This is a genomic window from Mesorhizobium sp. B2-1-3 (assembly GCF_006442495.1).
Lineage (GTDB): Bacteria > Pseudomonadota > Alphaproteobacteria > Rhizobiales > Rhizobiaceae > Mesorhizobium.
Map to the genome: position 1 here is coordinate 78,337 of NZ_VFWL01000002.1, position 20,097 is coordinate 98,433.

22 protein-coding genes and 1 riboswitch are annotated in these 20,097 nt (G+C 64.1%); of the genes, 16 read left to right on the forward strand and 6 right to left on the reverse strand.

Going from position 1 to position 20,097, the window contains the following annotated elements; translation table 11 throughout:
* Nucleotides 1-80 precede the first annotated feature (80 nt).
* Nucleotides 81-1,499, forward strand: a complete 1,419-nt coding sequence (gene mgtE / locus FJ973_RS04915) for a magnesium transporter (RefSeq protein WP_140495597.1) — start codon at nucleotides 81-83, stop codon at nucleotides 1,497-1,499.
* 125 nt (nucleotides 1,500-1,624) lie between these two features.
* A complete protein-coding gene (locus FJ973_RS04920; RefSeq protein WP_006203215.1) occupies nucleotides 1,625-2,011 on the forward strand; it encodes a MerR family DNA-binding transcriptional regulator in 387 nt (128 codons plus the stop codon).
* A 299-nt stretch (nucleotides 2,012-2,310) separates the two neighbouring features.
* On the opposite strand, the gene FJ973_RS04930 is transcribed toward FJ973_RS04920, so the two are convergent.
* Together FJ973_RS04930 and FJ973_RS04935 are read right to left on the reverse strand one after the other, a co-directional pair.
* The gene (locus tag FJ973_RS04930) at nucleotides 2,311-2,787 is read right to left on the reverse strand and encodes an isoprenylcysteine carboxylmethyltransferase family protein (protein ID WP_140555006.1); all 477 of its coding nucleotides are present in this window, start codon (nucleotides 2,785-2,787) and stop codon (nucleotides 2,311-2,313) included.
* Nucleotides 2,784-3,788, reverse strand: a complete 1,005-nt coding sequence (locus FJ973_RS04935; protein ID WP_140555007.1) for a DUF1624 domain-containing protein — start codon at nucleotides 3,786-3,788, stop codon at nucleotides 2,784-2,786. The genes FJ973_RS04930 and FJ973_RS04935 overlap by 4 nt, the downstream gene beginning before the upstream one ends.
* A 231-nt stretch (nucleotides 3,789-4,019) precedes the next feature.
* On the opposite strand from FJ973_RS04935, the gene FJ973_RS04940 reads away from it, so the two are divergent.
* Nucleotides 4,020-5,219, forward strand: coding sequence for an MFS transporter (locus FJ973_RS04940; RefSeq protein ID WP_140555008.1), 1,200 nt, complete (start codon nucleotides 4,020-4,022; stop codon nucleotides 5,217-5,219).
* Between the two features lie 3 nt (nucleotides 5,220-5,222).
* Here FJ973_RS04940 and FJ973_RS04945 read toward each other — a convergent pair whose 3' ends face one another.
* Complete coding sequence (locus FJ973_RS04945; RefSeq protein ID WP_140555009.1) at nucleotides 5,223-6,392, reverse strand: aromatic ring-hydroxylating dioxygenase subunit alpha; 1,170 nt, start codon at nucleotides 6,390-6,392, stop codon at nucleotides 5,223-5,225.
* Nucleotides 6,393-6,527: 135 nt separating this feature from the next.
* Nucleotides 6,528-6,724: riboswitch (cobalamin riboswitch) on the forward strand.
* Nucleotides 6,725-6,759: 35 nt separating this feature from the next.
* On the opposite strand from FJ973_RS04945, the gene FJ973_RS04950 reads away from it, so the two are divergent.
* The 4 genes from FJ973_RS04950 to cobO are packed head-to-tail and all read left to right on the forward strand — an operon-like array spanning nucleotide 6,760 to nucleotide 8,876.
* The gene (locus tag FJ973_RS04950) at nucleotides 6,760-6,939 is read left to right on the forward strand and encodes a CbtB domain-containing protein (protein WP_140495602.1); all 180 of its coding nucleotides are present in this window, start codon (nucleotides 6,760-6,762) and stop codon (nucleotides 6,937-6,939) included.
* Nucleotides 6,940-6,954: 15 nt separating this feature from the next.
* Entirely contained in the window at nucleotides 6,955-7,752 is a 798-nt protein-coding gene (locus FJ973_RS04955) for a CbtA family protein (RefSeq protein ID WP_140555010.1), read from the forward strand.
* A complete protein-coding gene (cobU, locus tag FJ973_RS04960; RefSeq protein ID WP_140555011.1) occupies nucleotides 7,745-8,260 on the forward strand; it encodes a bifunctional adenosylcobinamide kinase/adenosylcobinamide-phosphate guanylyltransferase in 516 nt (171 codons plus the stop codon). The genes FJ973_RS04955 and cobU overlap by 8 nt, the downstream gene beginning before the upstream one ends.
* Nucleotide 8,261: 1 nt before the next feature.
* On the forward strand, nucleotides 8,262-8,876 hold the full coding sequence (cobO, locus tag FJ973_RS04965; protein WP_140555012.1) for a cob(I)yrinic acid a,c-diamide adenosyltransferase: 615 nt from the start codon (nucleotides 8,262-8,264) through the stop codon (nucleotides 8,874-8,876).
* Nucleotides 8,877-9,208: 332 nt separating this feature from the next.
* Here the strand turns inward: cobO and cbiB are convergent, their stop codons facing one another.
* Nucleotides 9,209-10,177 (reverse strand): adenosylcobinamide-phosphate synthase CbiB, encoded by a 969-nt coding sequence (gene cbiB / locus FJ973_RS04970; RefSeq protein WP_140555013.1) that lies wholly within the window; start codon nucleotides 10,175-10,177, stop codon nucleotides 9,209-9,211.
* On the opposite strand from cbiB, the gene cobD reads away from it, so the two are divergent.
* Both cobD and FJ973_RS04980 read left to right on the forward strand, forming a co-directional pair.
* Nucleotides 10,176-11,222 (forward strand): threonine-phosphate decarboxylase CobD, encoded by a 1,047-nt coding sequence (cobD, locus tag FJ973_RS04975; protein WP_140555014.1) that lies wholly within the window; start codon nucleotides 10,176-10,178, stop codon nucleotides 11,220-11,222. The genes cbiB and cobD overlap by 2 nt on opposite strands.
* Nucleotides 11,219-11,728: a tyrosine phosphatase family protein gene (locus FJ973_RS04980; protein ID WP_140555015.1), complete on the forward strand. Its 510-nt coding sequence runs from the start codon at nucleotides 11,219-11,221 to the stop codon at nucleotides 11,726-11,728. Before cobD ends, FJ973_RS04980 begins: the two co-directional genes overlap by 4 nt.
* Nucleotides 11,729-11,730: 2 nt before the next feature.
* Here the strand turns inward: FJ973_RS04980 and FJ973_RS04985 are convergent, their stop codons facing one another.
* On the reverse strand, nucleotides 11,731-12,534 hold the full coding sequence (locus tag FJ973_RS04985; RefSeq protein ID WP_140555016.1) for a creatininase family protein: 804 nt from the start codon (nucleotides 12,532-12,534) through the stop codon (nucleotides 11,731-11,733).
* A 54-nt stretch (nucleotides 12,535-12,588) separates the two neighbouring features.
* Complete coding sequence (locus FJ973_RS04990; RefSeq protein WP_140555017.1) at nucleotides 12,589-12,972, reverse strand: RidA family protein; 384 nt, start codon at nucleotides 12,970-12,972, stop codon at nucleotides 12,589-12,591.
* Between the two features lie 269 nt (nucleotides 12,973-13,241).
* On the opposite strand from FJ973_RS04990, the gene FJ973_RS04995 reads away from it, so the two are divergent.
* The 7 genes from FJ973_RS04995 (at nucleotide 13,242) to FJ973_RS05025 (ending at nucleotide 20,087) form a co-directional block, all read left to right on the forward strand.
* Complete coding sequence (locus FJ973_RS04995; RefSeq protein WP_140495611.1) at nucleotides 13,242-14,246, forward strand: ABC transporter substrate-binding protein; 1,005 nt, start codon at nucleotides 13,242-13,244, stop codon at nucleotides 14,244-14,246.
* An 11-nt stretch (nucleotides 14,247-14,257) separates the two neighbouring features.
* Nucleotides 14,258-15,088, forward strand: a complete 831-nt coding sequence (locus FJ973_RS05000; protein ID WP_140495612.1) for an ABC transporter ATP-binding protein — start codon at nucleotides 14,258-14,260, stop codon at nucleotides 15,086-15,088.
* Nucleotides 15,075-15,923: an ABC transporter permease gene (locus FJ973_RS05005; RefSeq protein WP_140555018.1), complete on the forward strand. Its 849-nt coding sequence runs from the start codon at nucleotides 15,075-15,077 to the stop codon at nucleotides 15,921-15,923. Before FJ973_RS05000 ends, FJ973_RS05005 begins: the two co-directional genes overlap by 14 nt.
* A gap of 4 nt (nucleotides 15,924-15,927) precedes the next feature.
* Nucleotides 15,928-17,229 carry a cytosine deaminase gene (locus FJ973_RS05010; RefSeq protein WP_140555019.1) on the forward strand — a complete coding sequence of 434 codons (1,302 nt, stop codon included), beginning with the start codon at nucleotides 15,928-15,930 and terminating at the stop codon, nucleotides 17,227-17,229.
* Nucleotides 17,229-18,632: an FAD-binding oxidoreductase gene (locus FJ973_RS05015; RefSeq protein ID WP_140516380.1), complete on the forward strand. Its 1,404-nt coding sequence runs from the start codon at nucleotides 17,229-17,231 to the stop codon at nucleotides 18,630-18,632. Before FJ973_RS05010 ends, FJ973_RS05015 begins: the two co-directional genes overlap by 1 nt.
* A 286-nt stretch (nucleotides 18,633-18,918) precedes the next feature.
* Nucleotides 18,919-19,500, forward strand: a complete 582-nt coding sequence (locus tag FJ973_RS05020; protein ID WP_140555020.1) for an NAD(P)H-dependent oxidoreductase — start codon at nucleotides 18,919-18,921, stop codon at nucleotides 19,498-19,500.
* Nucleotides 19,500-20,087, forward strand: coding sequence for an NAD(P)H-dependent oxidoreductase (locus FJ973_RS05025; RefSeq protein WP_140521127.1), 588 nt, complete (start codon nucleotides 19,500-19,502; stop codon nucleotides 20,085-20,087). The genes FJ973_RS05020 and FJ973_RS05025 overlap by 1 nt, the downstream gene beginning before the upstream one ends.
* The last annotated feature ends 10 nt before the right edge of the window (nucleotides 20,088-20,097 follow it).

Below are 20,097 nucleotides of genomic sequence, written 5' to 3' on the forward strand. Positions count from 1 at the left end.
GAAACCGGTTTCCACTTTCGGGTCCGATGTTCTAGACCTGAGATGCACCTTTTCCAGGATTGCAATGGCGGGAGGCGCTGGTGGAAGGCCAGGACGAACGGACGACCGGCGCTGGGGTCGCTGACGAACACCGCGCCGACATCTACGGTGAGGACGGCGCTGTCCTTTCGTCCTTTCTCGCCCAGATCGGCGCGGCGATCGCCGACCGCGATACGCTCACGCTCAAGCGTGAGGTCGACGACCTGCACCAGTCGGAAATGGGCGACCTGATCGAGGCGCTGCATCCCGACCAGCGGCGCGCCCTTGTCGAGCTTTTGGGGGCCGACTTCGATTTTTCCGCGCTGACCGAGGTCGACGAGGCGATCCGCATGGACATCGTCGACAATCTGCCCAACGCGCAGATTGCCCAGGCGGTGCAGGAACTCGATTCCGACGACGCGGTCTACATCCTCGAGGATCTCGAACCGGAGGACCAGGACGAGATCCTGTCGCAGCTGCCGTTTACCGAGCGCATCAGGCTACGTCGCTCGCTCGACTACCCCGAGGAGACCGCCGGGCGGCGCATGCAGACGGAGTTCGTCGCGGTGCCGCCGTTCTGGACGGTCGGCCAGACCATCGACTACATGCGCGAGGACAAGAACCTTCCCGACCGCTTCAGCCAGATCTTCGTCATCGACCCGAGCTTCAAGCTGCTTGGCGCCATAGACCTCGACCAGATCCTGCGCACCAAGCGCTCGGTCAAGGTCGAGGAGGTCATGCATGAGACGCGGCACGCCATTCCGGCCACGATGGACCAGGAAGAGGCCGCGCGGGAGTTCGAGCAATATGACCTTCTGTCCGCCGCCGTCGTCGACGAGAACGAGCGGCTGGTCGGCGTGCTGACCATCGACGACGTCGTCGACGTCATCCAGCAGGAAGCCGAGGAAGATCTCCTGCGCATGGGCGGCGTCGGCGACGAAGAGCTTTCCGACAGCATCTTTTCGACCTCGCGTTCGCGTGTGCCATGGCTGCTTGTCAATCTCCTGACCGCCTTCCTTGCGGCATCGGTGATCGGCCTGTTCGACCACACGATCGAGCGCATCGTGGCGCTCGCCGTGCTGATGCCGATCGTGGCCGGGATGGGCGGCAATGCCGGTTCGCAGACCATGACCGTCACCGTGCGGGCGCTGGCGACAAGGGATCTCGACATCTACAATGCCGGCCGCATCATTCGCCGCGAGATAGGCGTGGGCTTCATCAACGGCATCGTTTTCGCCATATTGATCGGCATCGTAGCCGCCGTCTGGTTCCGCGATGCCAATCTGGGCGGCATCATCGCCGCGGCCATGATCATCAACATGTTCGTTGCGGCCCTTGCCGGCATCCTGATCCCGCTGCTGCTCGACCGCTTCAAGGTCGATCCCGCGGTCGCTTCGGCAGTCTTTGTCACCACGGTCACCGACGTCGTTGGTTTCTTCGCTTTTCTGGGCCTTGCCACGTGGTGGTTCGGCGTCCATTGATCCGGCTCAATTGACTTTTACGTAAATGCCGTGCGAGGCTCGGCGACAGGCAGACTGCGGCCGATTCCGGCAGGTCTGCCGCGGACGGAGAGCAGCAGTCGCCAATCTCCGGCTATGGGGCGAGAATGCGGGAATATTATTCGATCACCGAGCTGACGCGCGAATTCGACGTGTCGACGCGGACGCTGCGGTTCTACGAGGACGAGGGACTGGTGCAGCCGGTGCGGCGGGGCCGCACGCGGCTGTTTCGTCCATCCGACCGACACTTGATCCGGCAGATCATGCGCGGAAAACGGCTCGGCTTCTCGATCAACGAGATCCGCGAAATCATCCAGATGTACAAGGAACCGCCCGGCGAGGTCGGCCAGCTCAAGCTGATGATCAAGCGCATCGAGGAAAAGCGCGAGGATCTGAGGCAAAAGCGCCGCGACCTCGAGGAGACATTGGCCGAACTCGACCAGGCCGAGGAATCCTGCGTTGAGCGGCTGGTGGAGCTCGGGGTTAATACGTAGCGGCCTTCCAGGCAGGACAATCGCTTTAGAGTCGGCGCCGCCCCTCATCGCCCTGCCGGGCACTTCTCCCCGTATAGTCACGGGGAGAAGGGGGCTGACCGTGATCTCGGTCTCTTTCCTGCAACGCTGGTGGCTGGCGAAACCGCTGATGACAGCGCCCCTCTCCCCGTCACTATACGGGGAGAGGATGCCGGCAGGCAGGTGAGGGGCGGCGCCGACATCGACAAATTGTTGGTCTCCGCCACAAATCGGAAACCGTTATCTTCCCGATATGGCTCTGGCAGCCGGCGTTCAGATGCTCAAATCCAGCGCCGCACTCTTTTGGCATAGTCGCGGTATTTTTTGCCGAACTTTGCCGACAGCATCTTTTCTTCCTTTTCCACCGCGACCTTCTGCGTGACGAAGGCGGCGACGAAGGCGAGCGGCAGGAACCAGACCATCCCGGAGATGAAGGCAACGCCGATCAACAGCAGCGTGTTGGCGAGGTACATCGGATTGCGGGTGATGCCGAAAGGACCCGTGGTGACCAAATGGTCCGGCACGGCGTTGGGGTTGAGCGTGGTCTTGGCCCGCGTCATGGTGCGGATGGCGGTGAACCAGAGTGCGGCGACGCCGAACAGCGCCACCCAGCCGGCCGCGTAGAGGAGGTCGCCCAGGAGGTCGCCGATCCAGGGCAGGGGAAAGAGCAGGCCGAGCGCGATACTGATGGCGATGGCGGCGATGTAGATCAGCGGCGGCCACGGTATCAGCCCAGGTTTGGGCGGGGTCTCGGTCATTCGACACCTTCCTCCGTCATCTTGCTGTCGGTCTGGGCCGTGCAGGTGCCGGCGAGATCCGCCAGATGCGCTCTCCATTCGGCGGTCTGGTCGTTCTTATAGAGCCGATCAAGCGTTGCCTCGCCCTCCAGCGTGTCCAGCATGCACCCACAATAGCTCGAACAGAACTTGCTGTCGCGCTGCTGCTCGCACGAGATCTGGCAGGTCTTGAGAAAGTTCACCTGCGGGGTTTCGACCTTGGCCGGCATTACTTGCGAGAACAACCAGACACTGCCGATCAGCAGCGGCTGATGGATCAGGTAGAAGGCCAGGCTGTGCCGACCGATGAAGACCAGCGGGTTGGACCAGCGCCCGGGCGCCACATCCGCCAGGCGCGCCAAGACGCCGAAGCGGGAGGCAAGCTTGGTCGCTCCGAGGCCCACAAGCACCGCACCGAACCACGGGAACAGCGGGACATAGTCGTTGGAGTGTGGGTTGACCGCGGAAAGACCGACCCACCACAGCCAGGGGTGATCGAATGATTCCAGCCGAAAATAGAAGGGAATGGCGATGACCGCCGCGGCGATCGGCAGTGTAAGCAGCGCCGGCAGGCGCAGGAATGCCAGCCCGAGCAGGCTCGCCAGCGCGATCTGGTGCAGGATGCCGAAGAAGATCCACCCGTCCGGCGTGGCGATACGGGTGGCGACCGAAATGGCGATCGCCGCTCCGGCGACCATGGCGAAGCGTCTCCAGAAGCCGTTCCAGCGGATCTCTTTGCCATGGGCGAGATACAGGCTGACGCCGACCAGGAACAGGAAGGTCGAGGCGATGCAGCGAGCATAGAACTTCCACCAGCCGAAGGCGGTCAGGCCGGGATCGGTGTAGCCGAAGAATTCCAGGTCCCAGGTGAAATGGTAGCTCGCCATGGCGATCAGCGCGATGCCGCGCAGCATGTCGACGGCGACGATGCGCTTGGTCTTCGGCAACTCCGCGGCGGGCATGGTCGGCGTCTGGATGCTCATGGTCTCGCGATCTGATTCAGCCCCGCACGAGGACTATCACGGTTACGCCGGACAAAAGAAGGCCGTGAGCTTCGATACGGACGATCAGCCGGCGCTGCATCAGGCACCCCTTTAGGCCAGCACCGGAAAGCCTTTGACCGGCTTCGTTTTAACCGGGGCACGTCGGTTTCCTGTTACCGGTCGCGAAATGATGGCCGCAGATTTGGCTGATGATTCTGCTTTGGGGAAGCAATGTCCACGCATGTGCGCCATCCGATCTGGCTACCGGCCCTCAAGGCCGCGGATGCCCGCACCTTCGCCTCGCTCTACGCGGTCGAATCCTTCGCTCGCGCCACGGTGTCGAGCGTCATCCCGATCCAGGCCTACGAGATCCTCCACAACGAGCAGATCGTCTCGATCCTCTACACCATCGTGGCGATGCTCGGCCTGTCCGTGACCTTGTTCATGCCGATGCTGATCCAGCGCTTCGCGCGGCGCTGGGTCTACACGGCGGGCGCCTGCCTGCTGGCGATCGGCTCGTTGTTCTTCGTCACGCATACGCTCGCCGGGCAATTGGCCGGCATGCTGTGCCGTGTCATGGGCGCCAGCGCGCTGTCGATCACGCTCAACCTCTACATCATGGACCACATCCGCAAGACCGATTTCATGCAGGCCGAATCGCTGCGCATGGCGTGGTCGATGTTTGCCTGGACGGGTGGGCCGACGCTCGGCATCTTTCTCTACACACGCTTCGGCATCTATGCCGCGCATGGCGCGGTCGCCGTATTCGCCTTGGCCCTGCTGGCGTTGTTCTGGACCTACCGGCTCGGCGACAATCCCTCGATCCGGCCGGGCAAGACGCGCCCGGTCAACCCGCTGGCCAATATCGGCCGCTTCGTCGCGCAGCCGAGGCTGAGGCTGGCCTGGCTGATCGCCTTCGGCCGCTCCTGCTTCTGGACGACATTTTTCGTCTATGGCCCGCTGTTCATGGTCATCACCGGTGAGGGCGAACTTGCCGGCGGCATTCTGGTTTCGGCAGGCAACGCGCTTTTGTTCATGGCGATTTTCTGGGGCAAGGCCGGCAAGCGCTTCGGCGGCCGCAGGACCATGACTTTTGCCTATTTCGCCATGTCGGTGGTGCTGCTGGCGGCGGGTGCCGTCGGCGAAAGCGCGCCGCTCGTCACCGGCGCCTTGCTGCTGTGCGGCGCCTTCTTCACCATCGCGCTCGACGCGCTGGGCTCGACCGCCTTCATGCGCTCGGTCCGCTCTTATGAGCGGGCGCAGATGGCTGCGGTCTACCGCACTTATCTCGACTTTTCCGAACTGACGCCGCCGCTGGTCTACTCGGTGGTGCTGGCCTTTTTCGGACTGGGCTCGGTTTTCGTCACGCTCGGCCTGCTTGCGGCGGTCTGCGGTTATGTCACCTGGCGGTATCTGCCGAAGTCGCTGTGAAGCTTACGGCACAAGCGCAGCATGTCGTTCGCGTACCCAATCGTGGAAGCGGTGGAGGTCGTACTCCTCCGGCATCAGCACGCCGGCCTTATGGCGCATGGAGCGCAGCCCTTTCTGGTTGACCTCGCAGATCGCGGCATCCTCCTCCAGCACCTGGGTGCCGAATCCGACGATGTTGTCGATGTCGGTGGCGGCGAGCGCGTCGGGCGCGAACAGCCATTCGGCGGTCAATTCGGTCTGCTCGGGGCCAAGCGGCACCAGCCGTACGGACCTGACATAGTCGACGTGGCCGACGATGAACATCGAGGGCAGGCTGGTGGCGTAGGTCTGGCCGGCGGCGTGCTCGGCCGGCGTCAGGCCCGAAAAGACCGGCCCATGCGCCTGGCCGTCACGTGACCATGTTTCGGCACCCGCCCGCAGCCCGCCGGAAAATTCCGGCGCGTCATTGTCGGCATGGCGGGTCCATTCGGGGTCGTCATGCCGGCCCATCAGGCCGCGGCCGTAGATCGGCACCAGCCGCGACAGGTCCTTGTGGACGCCGGGGCAATGCAGGCATTCGTTGAAGTTTTCCCAGAAGATCTTCCAGTTGCAGTTCATCACCTTGCGCAGCACATGGCCCGATACCAGCGATTCCAGCGGCCAGTTGCCGAGATCGCCGGAGGCCGGGTCGAAGGATGAGTGCGCCGAGCCGGCGGCATCTTCCGCGAGATTGACGAAGACGAAGCCGCGCCAGACCGACAGCGCGACGCGATAGAGCGGATGGTCCGCCTTGTCGAAACCTTCGGGCAGCGTTTTCGATGGCACGCGCACGAGCTCGCCGCGCAGCGAATAGGACCATGCGTGGTAGGGGCAGGTGATCAGCCGCGCCTTCAGCCGCCCCTCGCGTTCCTGGCAAAGCTGCGAGCCGCGATGCCGGCAGGTGTTGTGGAAGGCGCGCAGTTCGCCGGTATCGTCACGCAGCACGACGATCTCCTGGCTGCCGACACGGAAGGTGCGGAAAGCCAGCGGTTGGGCGAGATCAGCTTCACGGCAGACGAGCAGCCAGTTCCTGTACCAGATGGCGTCGAGGTCGCGCTGGTAGGCCGCCGCATCCCAATAGGCCGAGGACGGCAATGTCGGCTCGGCCCGGGTGAGGCCGTTATAGGGGGCGTGCTGGCTCTGGACGGGCTGCATGGCTGGCCTCCTGTGAGGATGGCAGCCGACACCCGGCCACGGAAATTGTCAATTGCAGCGGAGCAAGCGGCCGGACGGCGCTAAAGCGCTTGTCGCCGTCGGAATTTTGGTTTGCCGGATGCGGCGATTTTCCCTATAGTCACCTTCGTCGTCGGTTCCGATTGGAGCCAAGAGGGAATGCGGTGCGGGCAGATTTGTTGCCCAATGCCGTGGCTGCCCCCGCAACTGTGTGCGGTAGTCCTCTCCATATGCCACTGAAGATTTTCTTCGGGAAGGTGGGGAAGGGCGCTGATCCGCGAGCCAGGAGACCTGCCGGCGACAGGAAACTGACTTCGATGCCCTCGGGTGGAGGGTGAAAGGACAAGACATGAATACCGCTTCCGTCTCCCTCGGCGCCTCCATCTCCTCGCAGTCGCGCCTCCTGCAGCTCGCGCTCGCGGCGCTGCTCGGCGTTTTCGTCGTAGGCTTTGTCGGTTTCTCGCATATCGACGCGGTCCACAATGCCGCGCACGACTATCGCCACTCGATGGCGTTTCCCTGCCACTGATAGGGATTTGACATCATGAACCTGTTTCGCAACGTCGTGTTCATCGCGGCGATCGCAGGGCTCGTGGCCGGTGTCGTTCTCGCCTGCATGCAGGCCTATGCCACCGTGCCGTTGATCCTGAAGGCGGAAGTCTACGAACAGGCCGGCGGCGGCCACCACCACGACCATACCGCACCGGCCCCGACCGACAACAACGCCATGAACTCTGCCGCCCCGGCGGGCAATGCCATGAGCTCCGCCGCGCCGGCAGCCGCTGAAGCTGTTCCGGCTGAAGAGGAAGGCTGGGCGCCGGCCGACGGCTTCGAGCGTTTCGCTTTCAGCGTGCTTGCCAACATCGTCACCGGCATCGGCTTCGCGCTGGTCCTGGTCGCGGTTTCGGAATTCGCCGGCGGCATCGGCAACTGGCGCCAGGGCGTGTTCTGGGGACTGGCCGGCTTTGCCGTGTTCACGCTGGCGCCGGGCCTCGGCCTGCCGCCGGAACTGCCGGCCATGCCTGCCGCCGAGCTTCTGCCACGCCAGATCTGGTGGACGGCGACGGTGGCGGCGACGGCGATCGGCCTTGCCCTGATCGCCTTCCGCAAATCACTGCCGCTGGCGATTCTGGGTGTGGTGTTGATCGTCGCGCCGCATATCGTCGGCGCGCCGCAGCCCGACAGTTTCGAGACGCCGATCCCGGAAGGCCTGCACCATCAGTTCGTGGTGGCGGTGACAGTGACGAACCTGGTGTTCTGGCTCGTGCTGGGCGCTGTCGTCGGCGTGGTGCGTGGACGCTTCACCGGCAGCGCGACGAGCCTGCGCGACAGCTTTGCCTGATCGCGGAAGACTGACCTTCATCATCGGCGGTGCGCGCTCCGGCAAGAGCGCGCACGCCGAAACGCTGATGACCGCCTTGCCTTCGCCATGGGCCTACATCGCCACGGCGCAACCTTATGACGACGAGATGCGGCAGCGCATCGCGTTGCACCGGTCGCGGCGCGGCGAGGGCTGGACGACCATCGATGCACCGCTAGACCTTGTCGGTGCACTCGAGGCCCTACCGGAGGACCAGCCGGTGCTTGTCGACTGCCTGACGCTCTGGCTGACCAATCACATGCTGGCCGATCATGATGTAGAGGCCGAATGTCGGCGGCTGGCTGACATGCTGTCGCGGCCGCGCGGACCCTGGTTCGTGGTATCCAACGAGGTCGGGCAAGGCATCGTGCCCGACAATGCGCTGGGGCGCCGGTTCCGCGACGCCGCCGGCCGGCTCAACCAGCAGGTCGCGGCGATTGCCGAGACCGTGCTTTTGATGGTGGCGGGGCTGCCGCTCAAGGTGAAGTGACATGACCGACATCGACGAAAAGGACGAAGAGCGCCACCGCGCCAAGATGGCCAAGCGCAAGGCGGTCCAAGACGCCGAGGTGGCGAGCAAGACGGTCGAAAAGGGGCTGCTGATCGTCAACACCGGCCCGGGCAAAGGCAAGACCACGGCTGCCTTTGGCCTGGCGCTGCGGATGCTCGGCTACGGCAAGCGCGTCGGCGTCGTCCAGTTCATCAAGGGCAAATGGCATACGGGTGAGAAGGAGGCCTTCGCCGCCTTCGGCGACCGCGTCGTCTGGCACGCGATGGGCGAGGGGTTCACCTGGGAGACACAGGATCTGAAGCGCGACATCGCGGCGGCCGAGGCCGCCTGGGCCAAGGCGCTGGAGCTGATGGCCGATCCGTCGATCAGTCTCGTCGTGCTCGACGAACTCAACATCGCGCTGCGCTACGAGTATCTCGATCTGGACAAGGTGGTTGTCGCGCTGAAAGCGCGCCGCGAGGGCCTGCATGTCGTCGTCACCGGTCGCAACGCCAAGCCGGCGCTGGTCGAGGCGGCCGACCTGGTGACCGAGATGGGGCTGACCAAGCACCATTTCGCGGCGGGCGTGAAGGCGCAGCAGGGGGTGGAGTTTTGAGAGCTGTTGTCCCCTTTTGTGGATGAGCATTCAAGTCTGGTCGCCAAACGCTTCCAGCAGGGCTCACTTCCTTTCCCTCCGGAGGGGGGAAAGGTGGCGCTGCGAAGCAGCGACGGATTGGGGGAAGGCGGTTATCGAACGCGCGGTCCGCAGACAGGCAGGCGCAACCCGGCGGGTGCGAGAAACGCGACTGCCGAGCTCGTCGACCCCCACTCCGTCTCGGCTCGCCGAGCCACCTCTCCCCCGATCGACGGGGGAGAGGAAAGGCGCGAACCTGTTGCAGCCCGGCTCCCTTCCTCCCCTTCGGGAGAGAACTCACGGGGGGGGTGAGATCATGCCAGAATGACGATCGCCGAAACCACGCCGAACAGCGCGATCAACAGGCAGTCGGCGACGCGGTAGAGTTTCAGCGCCCGCCTTATGTCGATGCTGTCGGCTTCGCGCCGGCCGCCTTCGCCCATGAACGCGTCGTCGACCGTTACGCCGCCATAGCTGCGCGGCCCGGCGAGCGCCAGGCCAAGTGCGCCGGCCATCGCCGCCTCCGGCCAGCCGGCATTGGGCGAGCGGTGCTTTTTCGCGTCGCGCCGCACCGCCTGCCATGCGGCTTTCGCGTCGGCGCCTTTCACCAGGAAAGCCGCCAAGGTGATGAGCAACGCCGTCAGCCGCGACGCCGGCAGGTTGATCCAATCGTCGAAGCGTGCGGCTGCCCTGCCGAATGCTTCGTGGCGCGGCGTGCGATGGCCGATCATCGAATCGGCGGTGTTGGCGGCCTTGTAGGCGGCGCCGCCGGCGAGGCCGCCGACGCCCGTCCAGAAGGCGGGGGCAACGATGCCGTCGGAAAAATTCTCGGCCAGGCTCTCGATCGCCGCGCGGCAGACGCCGGCCCTGTCGAGGGTTTCGGGATCGCGGCCGACGATGCGCGAGACGGCGGCGCGGCCCATGTCGAGGCCGCCCGAGTCGAGCGCATCGGCGACGGCCTCGACATGCTCATAAAGGCTCCGCTGCGACAGGAACGATGTTGCCAGAAGGGCGGTGATGAACAGTCCCAGGGGAATGAACCAGAGCAGGATCTGCACGCACAGGCCAATTAGCGCCGGCACCAGCACGATGACCAGAAGCGCCTGGACACCACGTTGGCGACGCAGTGCGTCGGGATCAGTGGCGCGGTTGAGCCTGCGATCGAGAAAGGATATCAGCCTGCCAAACCACGTCACGGGATGGCCGATGGCGCGAAACAGCCAGTCGGGGTAGCCCAGCGCGGATTCGATGGCCAATGACAGGAAAGCGATCAGGACTGACATGAAGCTTCTTGAAGGAGCGGTGGACCATGGTGGAAGTCTCGGCCGGGCAAGGGCGCTTTTCCCCAACGCCCCCCAGCCTTTCGTCGACCTCTCGACCGGAATCAATCCGCACTCCTACCCGCTTTTCGAGCTGCCCGCCACCTCGCTGTCGCGATTGCCGGAAGCGGGGCGGGCGCGTGAGCTGACGGCGATCGCGGCCATTAGCTATGGTGCGCCCTCGCCAGCCAATGTCGTCGCTGCGCCCGGTACGCAGATCCTGCTGCCACGCGTGGCTTCGCTCATCGCACCGGGCAGGGCGCTCGTGCTGGGGCCGACTTATGCCGAACATGCCCGCGCGGCGGCAATCACGGGGCACGAGGTGACCGAAGTCAGCGATTTCGCTGATCTGGCGGATGCCGACCTGGCCATCGTGGTCAATCCGAACAACCCGGATGGGCGCATCGTCGAGCGCGACCGGCTGCTGGCGCTGGCCGCCGGTTTGCGCGCCAAGGGCGGGCTGCTGGTCGTCGACGAGGCGTTCATGGATGTCGGCCCGCGCGAACACAGCCTTGCCGGCTATGTCGGCCAGGGCGGCATCGTCGTGCTGCGCTCTTTCGGCAAGTTTTTCGGGCTGGCCGGCCTGCGGCTTGGATTTGCGCTTGCCGATGCGCCGGCGGCCCAACGGCTGGAAACGCAATTCGGACCTTGGGCCGTCACCGGCCCGGCGCTCGAATATGGCATTCGCGCACTTGCCGATATCGGCTGGCAGGACGCGATGCGCGCGTCGCTGGCGGAGGTATCGGCTCGGCTCGACGGGCTGTTCGGTCGTTTCGGCGTGCCTGCCGCGGGCGGCACCACATTGTTCCGCTATTTCAGGCTGTCGGATGCCGCCGGCTTGTTTGCAGCGCTTGGCGAGCGCGGCATCCTGCTTCGCCATTTCACCGACCGCCCGCACGTCCTGCGGGCAGGCATGCCGGGGAACGAGGAGGAGTGGCTGCGGCTTGAATCCGCCCTTGCCGAATGGGCGGCGCGGCGCGAGGATCGAGCGGAAGGTATCAAACCATGATCCATGTCTGCTCGCTGGCAAAGGTCGAGGAAACGGTGGCGAGGACCGGCGCCGAGCGGCTGCTGTCGCTGTTGGCCGCCGGCACCGATGTGCTCCGCCCGGCCTCGATCATGAGGGAAAACCATCTGCACCTGGTCATGCACGACATCGCGGCGGCGCAGGATGGCATGACCATGCCGGGCGAGGAGCATGTGCGCAATCTGCTCGATTTCGCGCGCCGCTGGGACCGCGCAAGGCCGATGGTCGTTCACTGTTATGCCGGCATCAGCCGCTCGACAGCCTCCGCCTATATCATCGCTGCCGCGCTGGCGCCGAAACGCGACGAGGCCGAGCTGGCCCGGACGTTGCGGAGGTTGTCGCCTTCGGCGACGCCCAATCCGCGGCTGATCGCGGTGGCCGACGCGCTGCTTGGTCGAGGCGGCCGCATGATCGCGGCAATCGAAGCGATCGGGCGCGGCGCCGATGCCTTTGAAGGCACACCGTTCGAACTGAAGATCGATATGTAGGGCTACTTCAGCCAATCGGCGAGCTTCGCCTTGCGTACATCCCTAAGCAGGCTGACAAAACCATCAGCCTGATGTTCCGCTGTCAGCCGACCTTTTTCAGCCGTGGCAATGCTGGCGTCGCCGACCACGCCGTTCGGGTTGAGATCGCTGGCGATCCAGGCGAAGGCGTGGGTGCCGGTGTGGCGCAGGAGCGAAAATTCCTGCTCCGCGTTGGCGACGTTGGAGACGAAATTGTCGGCCTTGGTCATGTCGACGAGATCCGGCCGGAAATGCAGCATCAGCGAGGTCTCGACGTCGCCGCCATGGATGCCGTGGCGGTCCTCGAGTTCGGTGTACATGCCGGCCGGGCGGCCGAAGCGTTGCCAACTGGTCTTCACCGCCAGCATCTTTTCGCGCACCCGCAATTCGCGCGTGACGATGCCCATGATCTCCTCGTTGCCGCCATGCGAGTTGACGACGACCAGCTTGCGCACGCCTGCCCGCGCAATCGACACGCCAAGCTCGGTCCAGGCTTCCACCAGCGTCGCAGCCGGTAAAGTGAGGGTGCCCGGCGCGTGCAGATGCTCGTTCGATTTGCCCACCGCCTGGACCGGAAGGGTGCGGATGTCGAGATCGTCGGGCAGGCGGGCGATCACCGTGTCGAGCATGCCGTTCATGATCGAGGTGTCGGTCGAGACAGGCAGATGCGGTCCATGCTGCTCGATCGCCGCCACCGGCAGTACGGCGATCGTCGCTTCGGGATCGATCGAGGCATATTCGGTGGTCCGATAGTCACCCCACCACACGCGTCTTTTTGCTACGGTCATGTCATGCCTCTTCGATGAACGGTGAGACCTACCGCGAGATAGGCGGTGTGTCGATCACCCGGCCGCGATGGCCTCGACCTCGACCTTGAATTCAGGCCGGGCAAATCCGCTGACGATCATCAGCGTCGAGGCCGGCGCTGGGTTCGAAAACAGCCGGTCGCGGACATCCATATAGGGTCGCAGATGCGCGCGGTCGGTGACATAGGCGTTGATGCGAACGATATTGCCGAGCCCCAGCCCCGCCTCGCCGAGGATCGCGGCGATGTTCTTGAAGCAAAGCTCGGCCTGGGCGCCGGCGTCTTCGGGGATCTGGTCGTCCGCCGTGATCGCGACCTGGCCTGAACACAACACCAGCCGCTTGCCCGGGGGCACTTCGACGCCGTGACTGTAGCGGGCAAAAGGCGGCTTGATCGACTTCGGGGTGAGGAACTTGAACATGGCAATCTCCTGGATACCGCCAGCCTAAGACTGGATTCATCACAGCTTCAAGATGGCGGTGCATGTCGCCGGTGCGATTGTGGACAGGCGTTTAAAAAATAGGCACGATGCCTCCGGTGCAGCACGACCTTTCCGGCGTTCGCAGATGGCTGTGGTGCAGGCGGGCGGGTCCCGGCGCGAGACGCCGGTGGCATGTGTCTTGCTTCTTGAATCTCTGGTGTCGAGCCTGGCGCGTGGCGCGCCGGAGCAAACAAAGGGTGGTGGTGTCGATGTACGGAAAACTGAAGATGTCGGTAGCGGCGGTGGCCGTGCTTGCAGCGAGCACGCTTGGTGCCGCGGCAAATGAAAAAGTCACCTTCGGCACCAACTGGCTGGCCGAGCCGGAACATGGCGGCTACTACCAGGCCGTGGCCGACGGCACCTATGCCGCCTGCGGCCTCGACGTCACCATCATGCAGGGTGGCCCGCAGGTCAGCGGCCGGCCGATGCTCCTGGCCGGCAAGATCGATTTCTACATGGGCGGCAACCTGCTGTCGGCCTTCGACGCCGTCCAGCAAGGCATTCCGATGCGCGTGGTGGCGGCGGACTTCCAGAAGGATCCGCAGGTCATCATGTCCCATCCCGGCGAGGGGCTGGACAAATGGGAGGACCTGAAGAACGCCGAGCAGTACATTCTGGGTGACGAGGGCGCGCAGACCTTCTTCCAGTGGATGATCATCGAGCTCGGCTTCGACGCGGCCAAGCGCGTGCCCTACACCTACAACACTGCTCCCTTCCTCGCCAACAAGAAGTCGATCCAGCAAGGCTATGTCACGTCCGAGCCGTTCGCGGTCAAAAAGGAAGGCGGCTTCGTGCCCAACCAGTTCCTGCTCGCCGACTATGGCTGGGACACCTATTCGACGACGATCGAGGTGATGCAGGACACGATCGACAAGAAGCCGGAGGTGGTCCAGTGCTTCGTCGATGGCTCGGCCAAGGGCTGGTACAAATATCTCTACGGCGACAACAAGGCCGCCAACGACATGATCAAGAAAGACAATCCTGACATGACGGATGAGCAGATCGCTTTCTCAATCGAGCAGATGAAGAAGTTCGGCCTAGCCGATTCCGGCGACACCGAGAAGCTCGGCATCGGCGCCATGAACGAGGCGCGGATCAAGAGTTTTTACGACAAGATGGTCAAGGCCAAGGTCACGCCCGCCGGCATCGACATCACGAAAGCCTACACGCTGGCCTTCGTCAACAAGGGCGTCGGGCTCGAGCTGAAGAAATAGGCCGTCCCAGCATGATGCGGGAACAGGTAGCGCAGGCGCCGGCGAACGGGTCCGACACGGCTCCGGCATTGTTGGCGCTGCGGGGCGTCGGCAAGGTCTTTTCCAATGGCGTGACGGCGCTCGCCGACGTCGACCTGACGATCCGGGAAGGGGATTTCCTCAGCCTGCTCGGGCCGTCCGGCTGCGGCAAGTCGACGGCGCTGCGGCTGATCGCTGGCCTGTCAACGCCGACCTCCGGCATGCTCGACTGGCGTGCGGGCGGTTCGCTCGACCGCTCGAACATCGGCTTCGTGTTCCAGGAGCCGACATTGCTGCCCTGGGCCAGCGTTTTCGACAATGTCTGGCTGCCGCTTAGGCTGAAGGGCGTCAGCCGCGCCAAGGCGGCACCGGTGGTGACCGAGATGCTGGCAAGGGTTCATCTCACCGGTTTCGAGAACGCGGTGCCGCGCGAACTGTCGGGCGGCATGAAGATGCGCGTCTCGATCGCACGGGCCCTGGTGACCAAACCGCGCGTGCTTTTGATGGATGAGCCGTTCGCGGCCCTCGACGAAATCACCCGCTTCAAGCTCAACAACGATCTGCTGGAGTTGTGGCAGGACGAGCGCTTCACCGTCGTCTTCGTCACGCATAGCGTCTTCGAAAGCGTGTTTTTGTCCAACAGGGTTGTCGTGATGGCGGCGCGGCCAGGCAGGATCTTCGACGAGCTTGCCATTGACGCGGCCTATCCGCGCGACGAGGCCTTTCGCACCTCACCCGATTATGCGGCGCTGTGCCGGCAGACGTCCGACGTGCTGGTCAAGGCCATCAACTCAATTGCAGGCTCGCATCATGACGGCCATTGACGGTGCATTGAAACTCGACCCCGAGGAAGCACGCCGCGCGCGCCAGGAGCGGCTCGAGCGGATCGGCCGCTGGGTCCTGCCGCTGGCGATCATGGTCCTGGCGATCTGGCTGTGGGACCGCATCTGCGTATGGAATGAAATTCCGCAATACATATTGCCGCGTCCCGGTGTGGTGCTGGCAACGCTCTACAACGACGCCGGCCTGCTGTTCTCCGCACTGCTGGTCACCTTGCGCATCACCTTCCTCAGTCTGCTCCTTGCCGTCATCGGCGGCGTCGGGCTGGCGGTGCTGTTCGCGCAGTCAAAATGGGTGGAGATGTCGTTCTTTCCCTTCGCCATCGTGCTGCAAGTGACGCCGATCGTGGCCATCTTCCCGCTGATCAACATCTATGTCGACAACCAGACGACCAAGCTTCTGCTCTGCGCCTGGATCGTCGCCTTCTTTCCGATCCTCTCCAACACCACCCTCGGCCTGAACTCGGTCGACCGCAATCTGCGCGACCTGTTCAAGCTCAACGGCGCAACGCGCTGGCAGCAATTGCGCTATCTCAGGCTGCCGGCGGCGATGCCGTATTTTCTCGGCGGGCTGAAGATCGCCGGCGGCCTGTCGCTGATCGGCGCGGTGGTGGCCGAGTTCGTCGCCGGCGCCACCGGCCAGTCTTCGGGCCTCGCCTCGCGCATCATCGAGGCCGGCTACCGGCTGAACGCGCCCAGGCTGTTCGCGGCGCTGTTCCTGATCTCGCTGACCGGCATCCTGATCTTCCTCGTGCTGTCGCTGATTTCGCATCTCATCTTACGGCGCTGGCACGAGAGCGCGCTGAAGCAGGAGCGGTAGCGCCTTGATTCCGAACACAGGTTCATACCGGCTCGCCAACGCACGCGTTCATCGGTCCGTCACGCCTGGCCTTGCCGCGCCCTTCGACGGCGACGGTTTCGCACTTGCCGACATCGCGGTGGGCGACGGCAAGATTTCCAGCATTGCTGTTCCTGGCAGATCGAACGCACCTGCCGATGCGATCGACCTCGGCGGGCGGATTCTGCTGCCGTGCTTCATCGATTGTCATACCCATATCGACAAGGGCCATATCTGGCCGCGAAAACCCAATCCTGACGGCACTTTCATCGGGGCGCTGAATGCCACAGGTGCCGACCGCACTGACCGCTGGAGTGCCGAGGACGTGGCGCGGCGCATGGATTTCTCGCTGCGCTGCGCCTACGCGCATGGCACCAAAGCACTGCGCACGCATCTGGACAGTGTCCCGCCGCAGGAGGAAATCTCCTGGCCGGTGTTCGAGACGATGCGCGAGAGGTGGCGCGGCCGCATCGAGTTGCAGGGCGCCTGCCTGATTGGCGTCGAGGGCGTGCGCGACAAGAATTGGTTCGACAGGCTGGCCAAAAGGGTGGCCGCCGCCAAGGGCGTGCTTGGCGTCGTCACCTACATGGTGCCGGATCTGGAAGAACTGCTCGACCATGTCTTCTCCCAAGCCGTCAAGCATGGCCTCGATCTCGATTTCCATGCCGACGAGACCGACGACGTCGCGGCGATCTCGCTGAAGAAGATCGCCGAGGCGTCGCTGTGGAACGGCTTCGAGGGCAAGATCCTCGTCGGCCACTGCTGTTCGCTGGCGCGCCAGCCAGACCTCGAGGTGCTGGACACGCTGGACAAGGTGGCGAAAGCCGGGCTGGCGATCGTTTCGCTGCCGATGTGCAATCTTTATCTGCAGGACCGGCGGCGCGATCAAACCACGCCCCGCTGGCGTGGGGTGACGCTGCTGCACGAGATGAAGGCGAGGGGCATTCCGGTCGCGGTCGCTTCCGACAACACGCGCGATCCCTTCTATGCCTATGGCGATCTCGACATGCTGGAGGTCTACGGCATGGCGACGCGCATCCTGCATTTCGATCATCCGGTCGCCGATTGGCCGCGGGCCGTCACGGCAACGCCGGCTCACGTGATGCGGCTCGATGGTTTCGGCACGCTTGCCGCCGGCGGCGATGCCGACTTCATTGTCTTCAAGGGCCGCAGCTGGACGGAATTGCTGTCTCGGCCCGAATCGGATCGCATCGTGGTGCGCGCCGGGCGAGCGATCGACCGGCAATTGCCCGACTATGCCGAACTCGACGAGCTGATGGTGGACTGATGGATATCGCCGCGCTGAAACGCGATCTCGACGGGATAAAACTCGACGACAATCCGGCCATCGTCCAGCAGAAAAGCCGCGATTTCTACTGGTACAGCCCGGTGCTGAAGCAGCAGCTCGATCACGTCACCGGCGACCTGGTCGTGACACCCAAGAACGAGGCCGAGCTGATCCGCGTGCTTGCCGCCTGCCACCGGCATGGCGTGCCGGTGACGCCGCGCGGCAGCGGCACAGGCAATTACGGCCAGGCGATGCCGCTCTCGGGCGGCGTGGTGCTCAACCTTGCCGAGATGAACGAGATCAAGTCGATCGCGCCGGGGCGCGTGGTGACCGGGCCGGGCGCGGTGCTGGCCGACATCGACAAGGCAACGCGGGCGCATTCAGGGCAGGAACTGCGGCTCTCACCCTCGACCTACAACACCGCCTCGATCGGCGGCTTCATCGCCGGCGGTTCGGGCGGCGTCGGTTCGATCAATTTCGGCGGCTTGCGTGATTTCGGCAATGTGCTGCGCCTGCGCGTGGTAACCATGGAGGCCGAGCCGAGGGCGCTCGAACTCACCGGCGAGGATCTGCACAAGGTGACGCATGCATACGGCACCAACGGCATCATCATGGAAGTCGAAATGCCGCTGACCGCGGCATATGAGTGGATCGACATCATTGTCGGCTTCGACGCCTTCATGAATGCGGCGCGCTACGGCAACGCGCTGGCCTGCCAGGACGGCATCCTGACCAAGCTGATCACGCCGATCGCGGCACCGGTGCCGCAGCTCTATTTCAAACGGCACCAGAAATTCCTGAAGGATGGGCAGAGCATCTGCGTCGTCATGGTGGCGCGGCATGGGCTGGACGCCTTTCTCGCTTTCACGCGGCGGGCTGGAGGCGAGGTGGTGTTCAATGCCGCGACGGCGACGCCGGAGGAGAAAAAGGGCCTGCCGCCGGCCTATGAGCTGGCCTGGAACCACACGACGCTCAGGGCGCTGCGGATCGACCCCGACATCACCTATCTGCAGTCGCTCTATCCCTTTCCCAACCAGCTGGCGCTGGTCGAGAAAATGGACGCGATGTTTCCAGGCGAAGTGTTCTCGCATCTGGAGTTCGTGCGGCTGGATGGCAACATCACCTGCTTCGGCCTGCCGCTGGTCAAGTTCACCACCGAGGCGCGGCTCGACGAGATCATCCGCTTGCATGAGGAGAATGGCTGCCCGATCTTCAACCCGCATCGTTACACGCTGGAAGAGGGCGGCATGAAGCAGACCGATGCGGTGCAACTCGCCTTCAAGCGCGAGACCGATCCGCAAGGACTGCTCAATCCCGGCAAGATGATCGCCTGGGAAAACCCGGATTATGATTACCGTTCGGGACGAACTTTTCTGTTCAAGGGGCTGCAGAGGACGGGATGAGGAGAGGTTCGCGCTTGAACACCCCCCTCTGGCCTGCCGGCCCGGGCCCTTCGCTGTCGCTTCGGGCGTTCGTCGCTCGGAAAGCCAAGAAATTGGCTTCCCGTCCGCTGCGCGGACCACTCCTCACCCCCCGCATGGGGGGAGATCGGCAGCTTAAGCGCTGCCGCCAACCTGCCGCGCTGACAATTGGCGAAAGCAAGGAGATAGTCCGATCTCCCCCCTTGCGGGGGAGATGCCCGGCAGGGCAGAGGGGGGTGCCTCGCGCTGACCCAGGCAATGCCTCGCCGTGAACATCCTCGTCCTCCACGCCCATCCGGTCGAAACCAGCTTCAATGCCGGCCTGCACCGGACGATCGTCGAGCGACTGACGGCTGCCGGTCATGCGATTGACGACTGCGACCTCTATGCCGAGGACTTCGACCCGCGGCTTTCTCGCCAGGAACGGCTGGACTATCACAATCCGCGCGGCTCCGCCGACCCTGCGGCGCCGTATGTCGAACGTCTGTTGCGCGCCGATGCGCTGGTGCTTTCCTATCCGGTCTGGAATTACGGCTTTCCGGCAATTCTGAAAGGGTTCTTCGACCGCGTCTTCCTGCCCGGCGTGTCGTTCAAGCTGGTCGACGGCAAGGCGCAGCCGTCGCTGCACAACATCAGGAAGATCGCGGCGGTCACCACCTATGGCGGCAGCCGGTTCCGCGCCATGCTGATGGGGGACCCGCCGCGCAAACTGGTCCAGCGCGTGCTGCGCGCCACGGTCAAGCCGGGCGCTTCGGTTTCCTATCTGGCGCATTATTCGATGAACATTTCGAGCGACGAGACGCGCAAGGCGTTCTTGGCCAAGGTCACGGCCAGCATGGACAGATTCTGATGCGCGCGCTGGTGGTTTATTGCCATCCGGTGCCGGAGAGTTTTTGCGCCGCTATCCGCGACACCGCCGTGGAGGTGCTGACGCGAAAGGGCTGGGAGGTGCGGCTGCTCGACCTCTATGCCGAGAAGTTCGATCCGGTGATGAGCTGCGAGGAACGGCGTTTCTACAACAACCAGGCGCCGCAGGACCTTGCGCTGAAGCCGCATTTCGAGCTGCTCAACTGGGCCGAGGCAATCCTCTTCGTCTATCCGACCTGGTGGTACGGGCTGCCGGCGATGCTGAAGGGTTGGCTCGACCGGGTGTGGGCGACGGACGTCGCCTTCAAGCTGCCGGCCGGCAAGGGGCGGATCAAGTCGCTGATGCGGCATGTGACCAAGGTCGGCGTCATCACCACCTGCGGTGCGCCGACATGGTGGAGCGTCGTCGTCGGCCAGCCCGGGCGCAAAACCTTGCTGCGCGGCATGCGCGCGCTGTGCGCCACGCGCTGCCGGACCTTCTTCCTGGCGCACTATCTGATGGACGCCTCGACGCCGAAGACGAGGGCCGCGTTTCTGGCGAAGGTGCGGGCGAAGCTGGAGCGGTTTTGAGGGGGCGAAC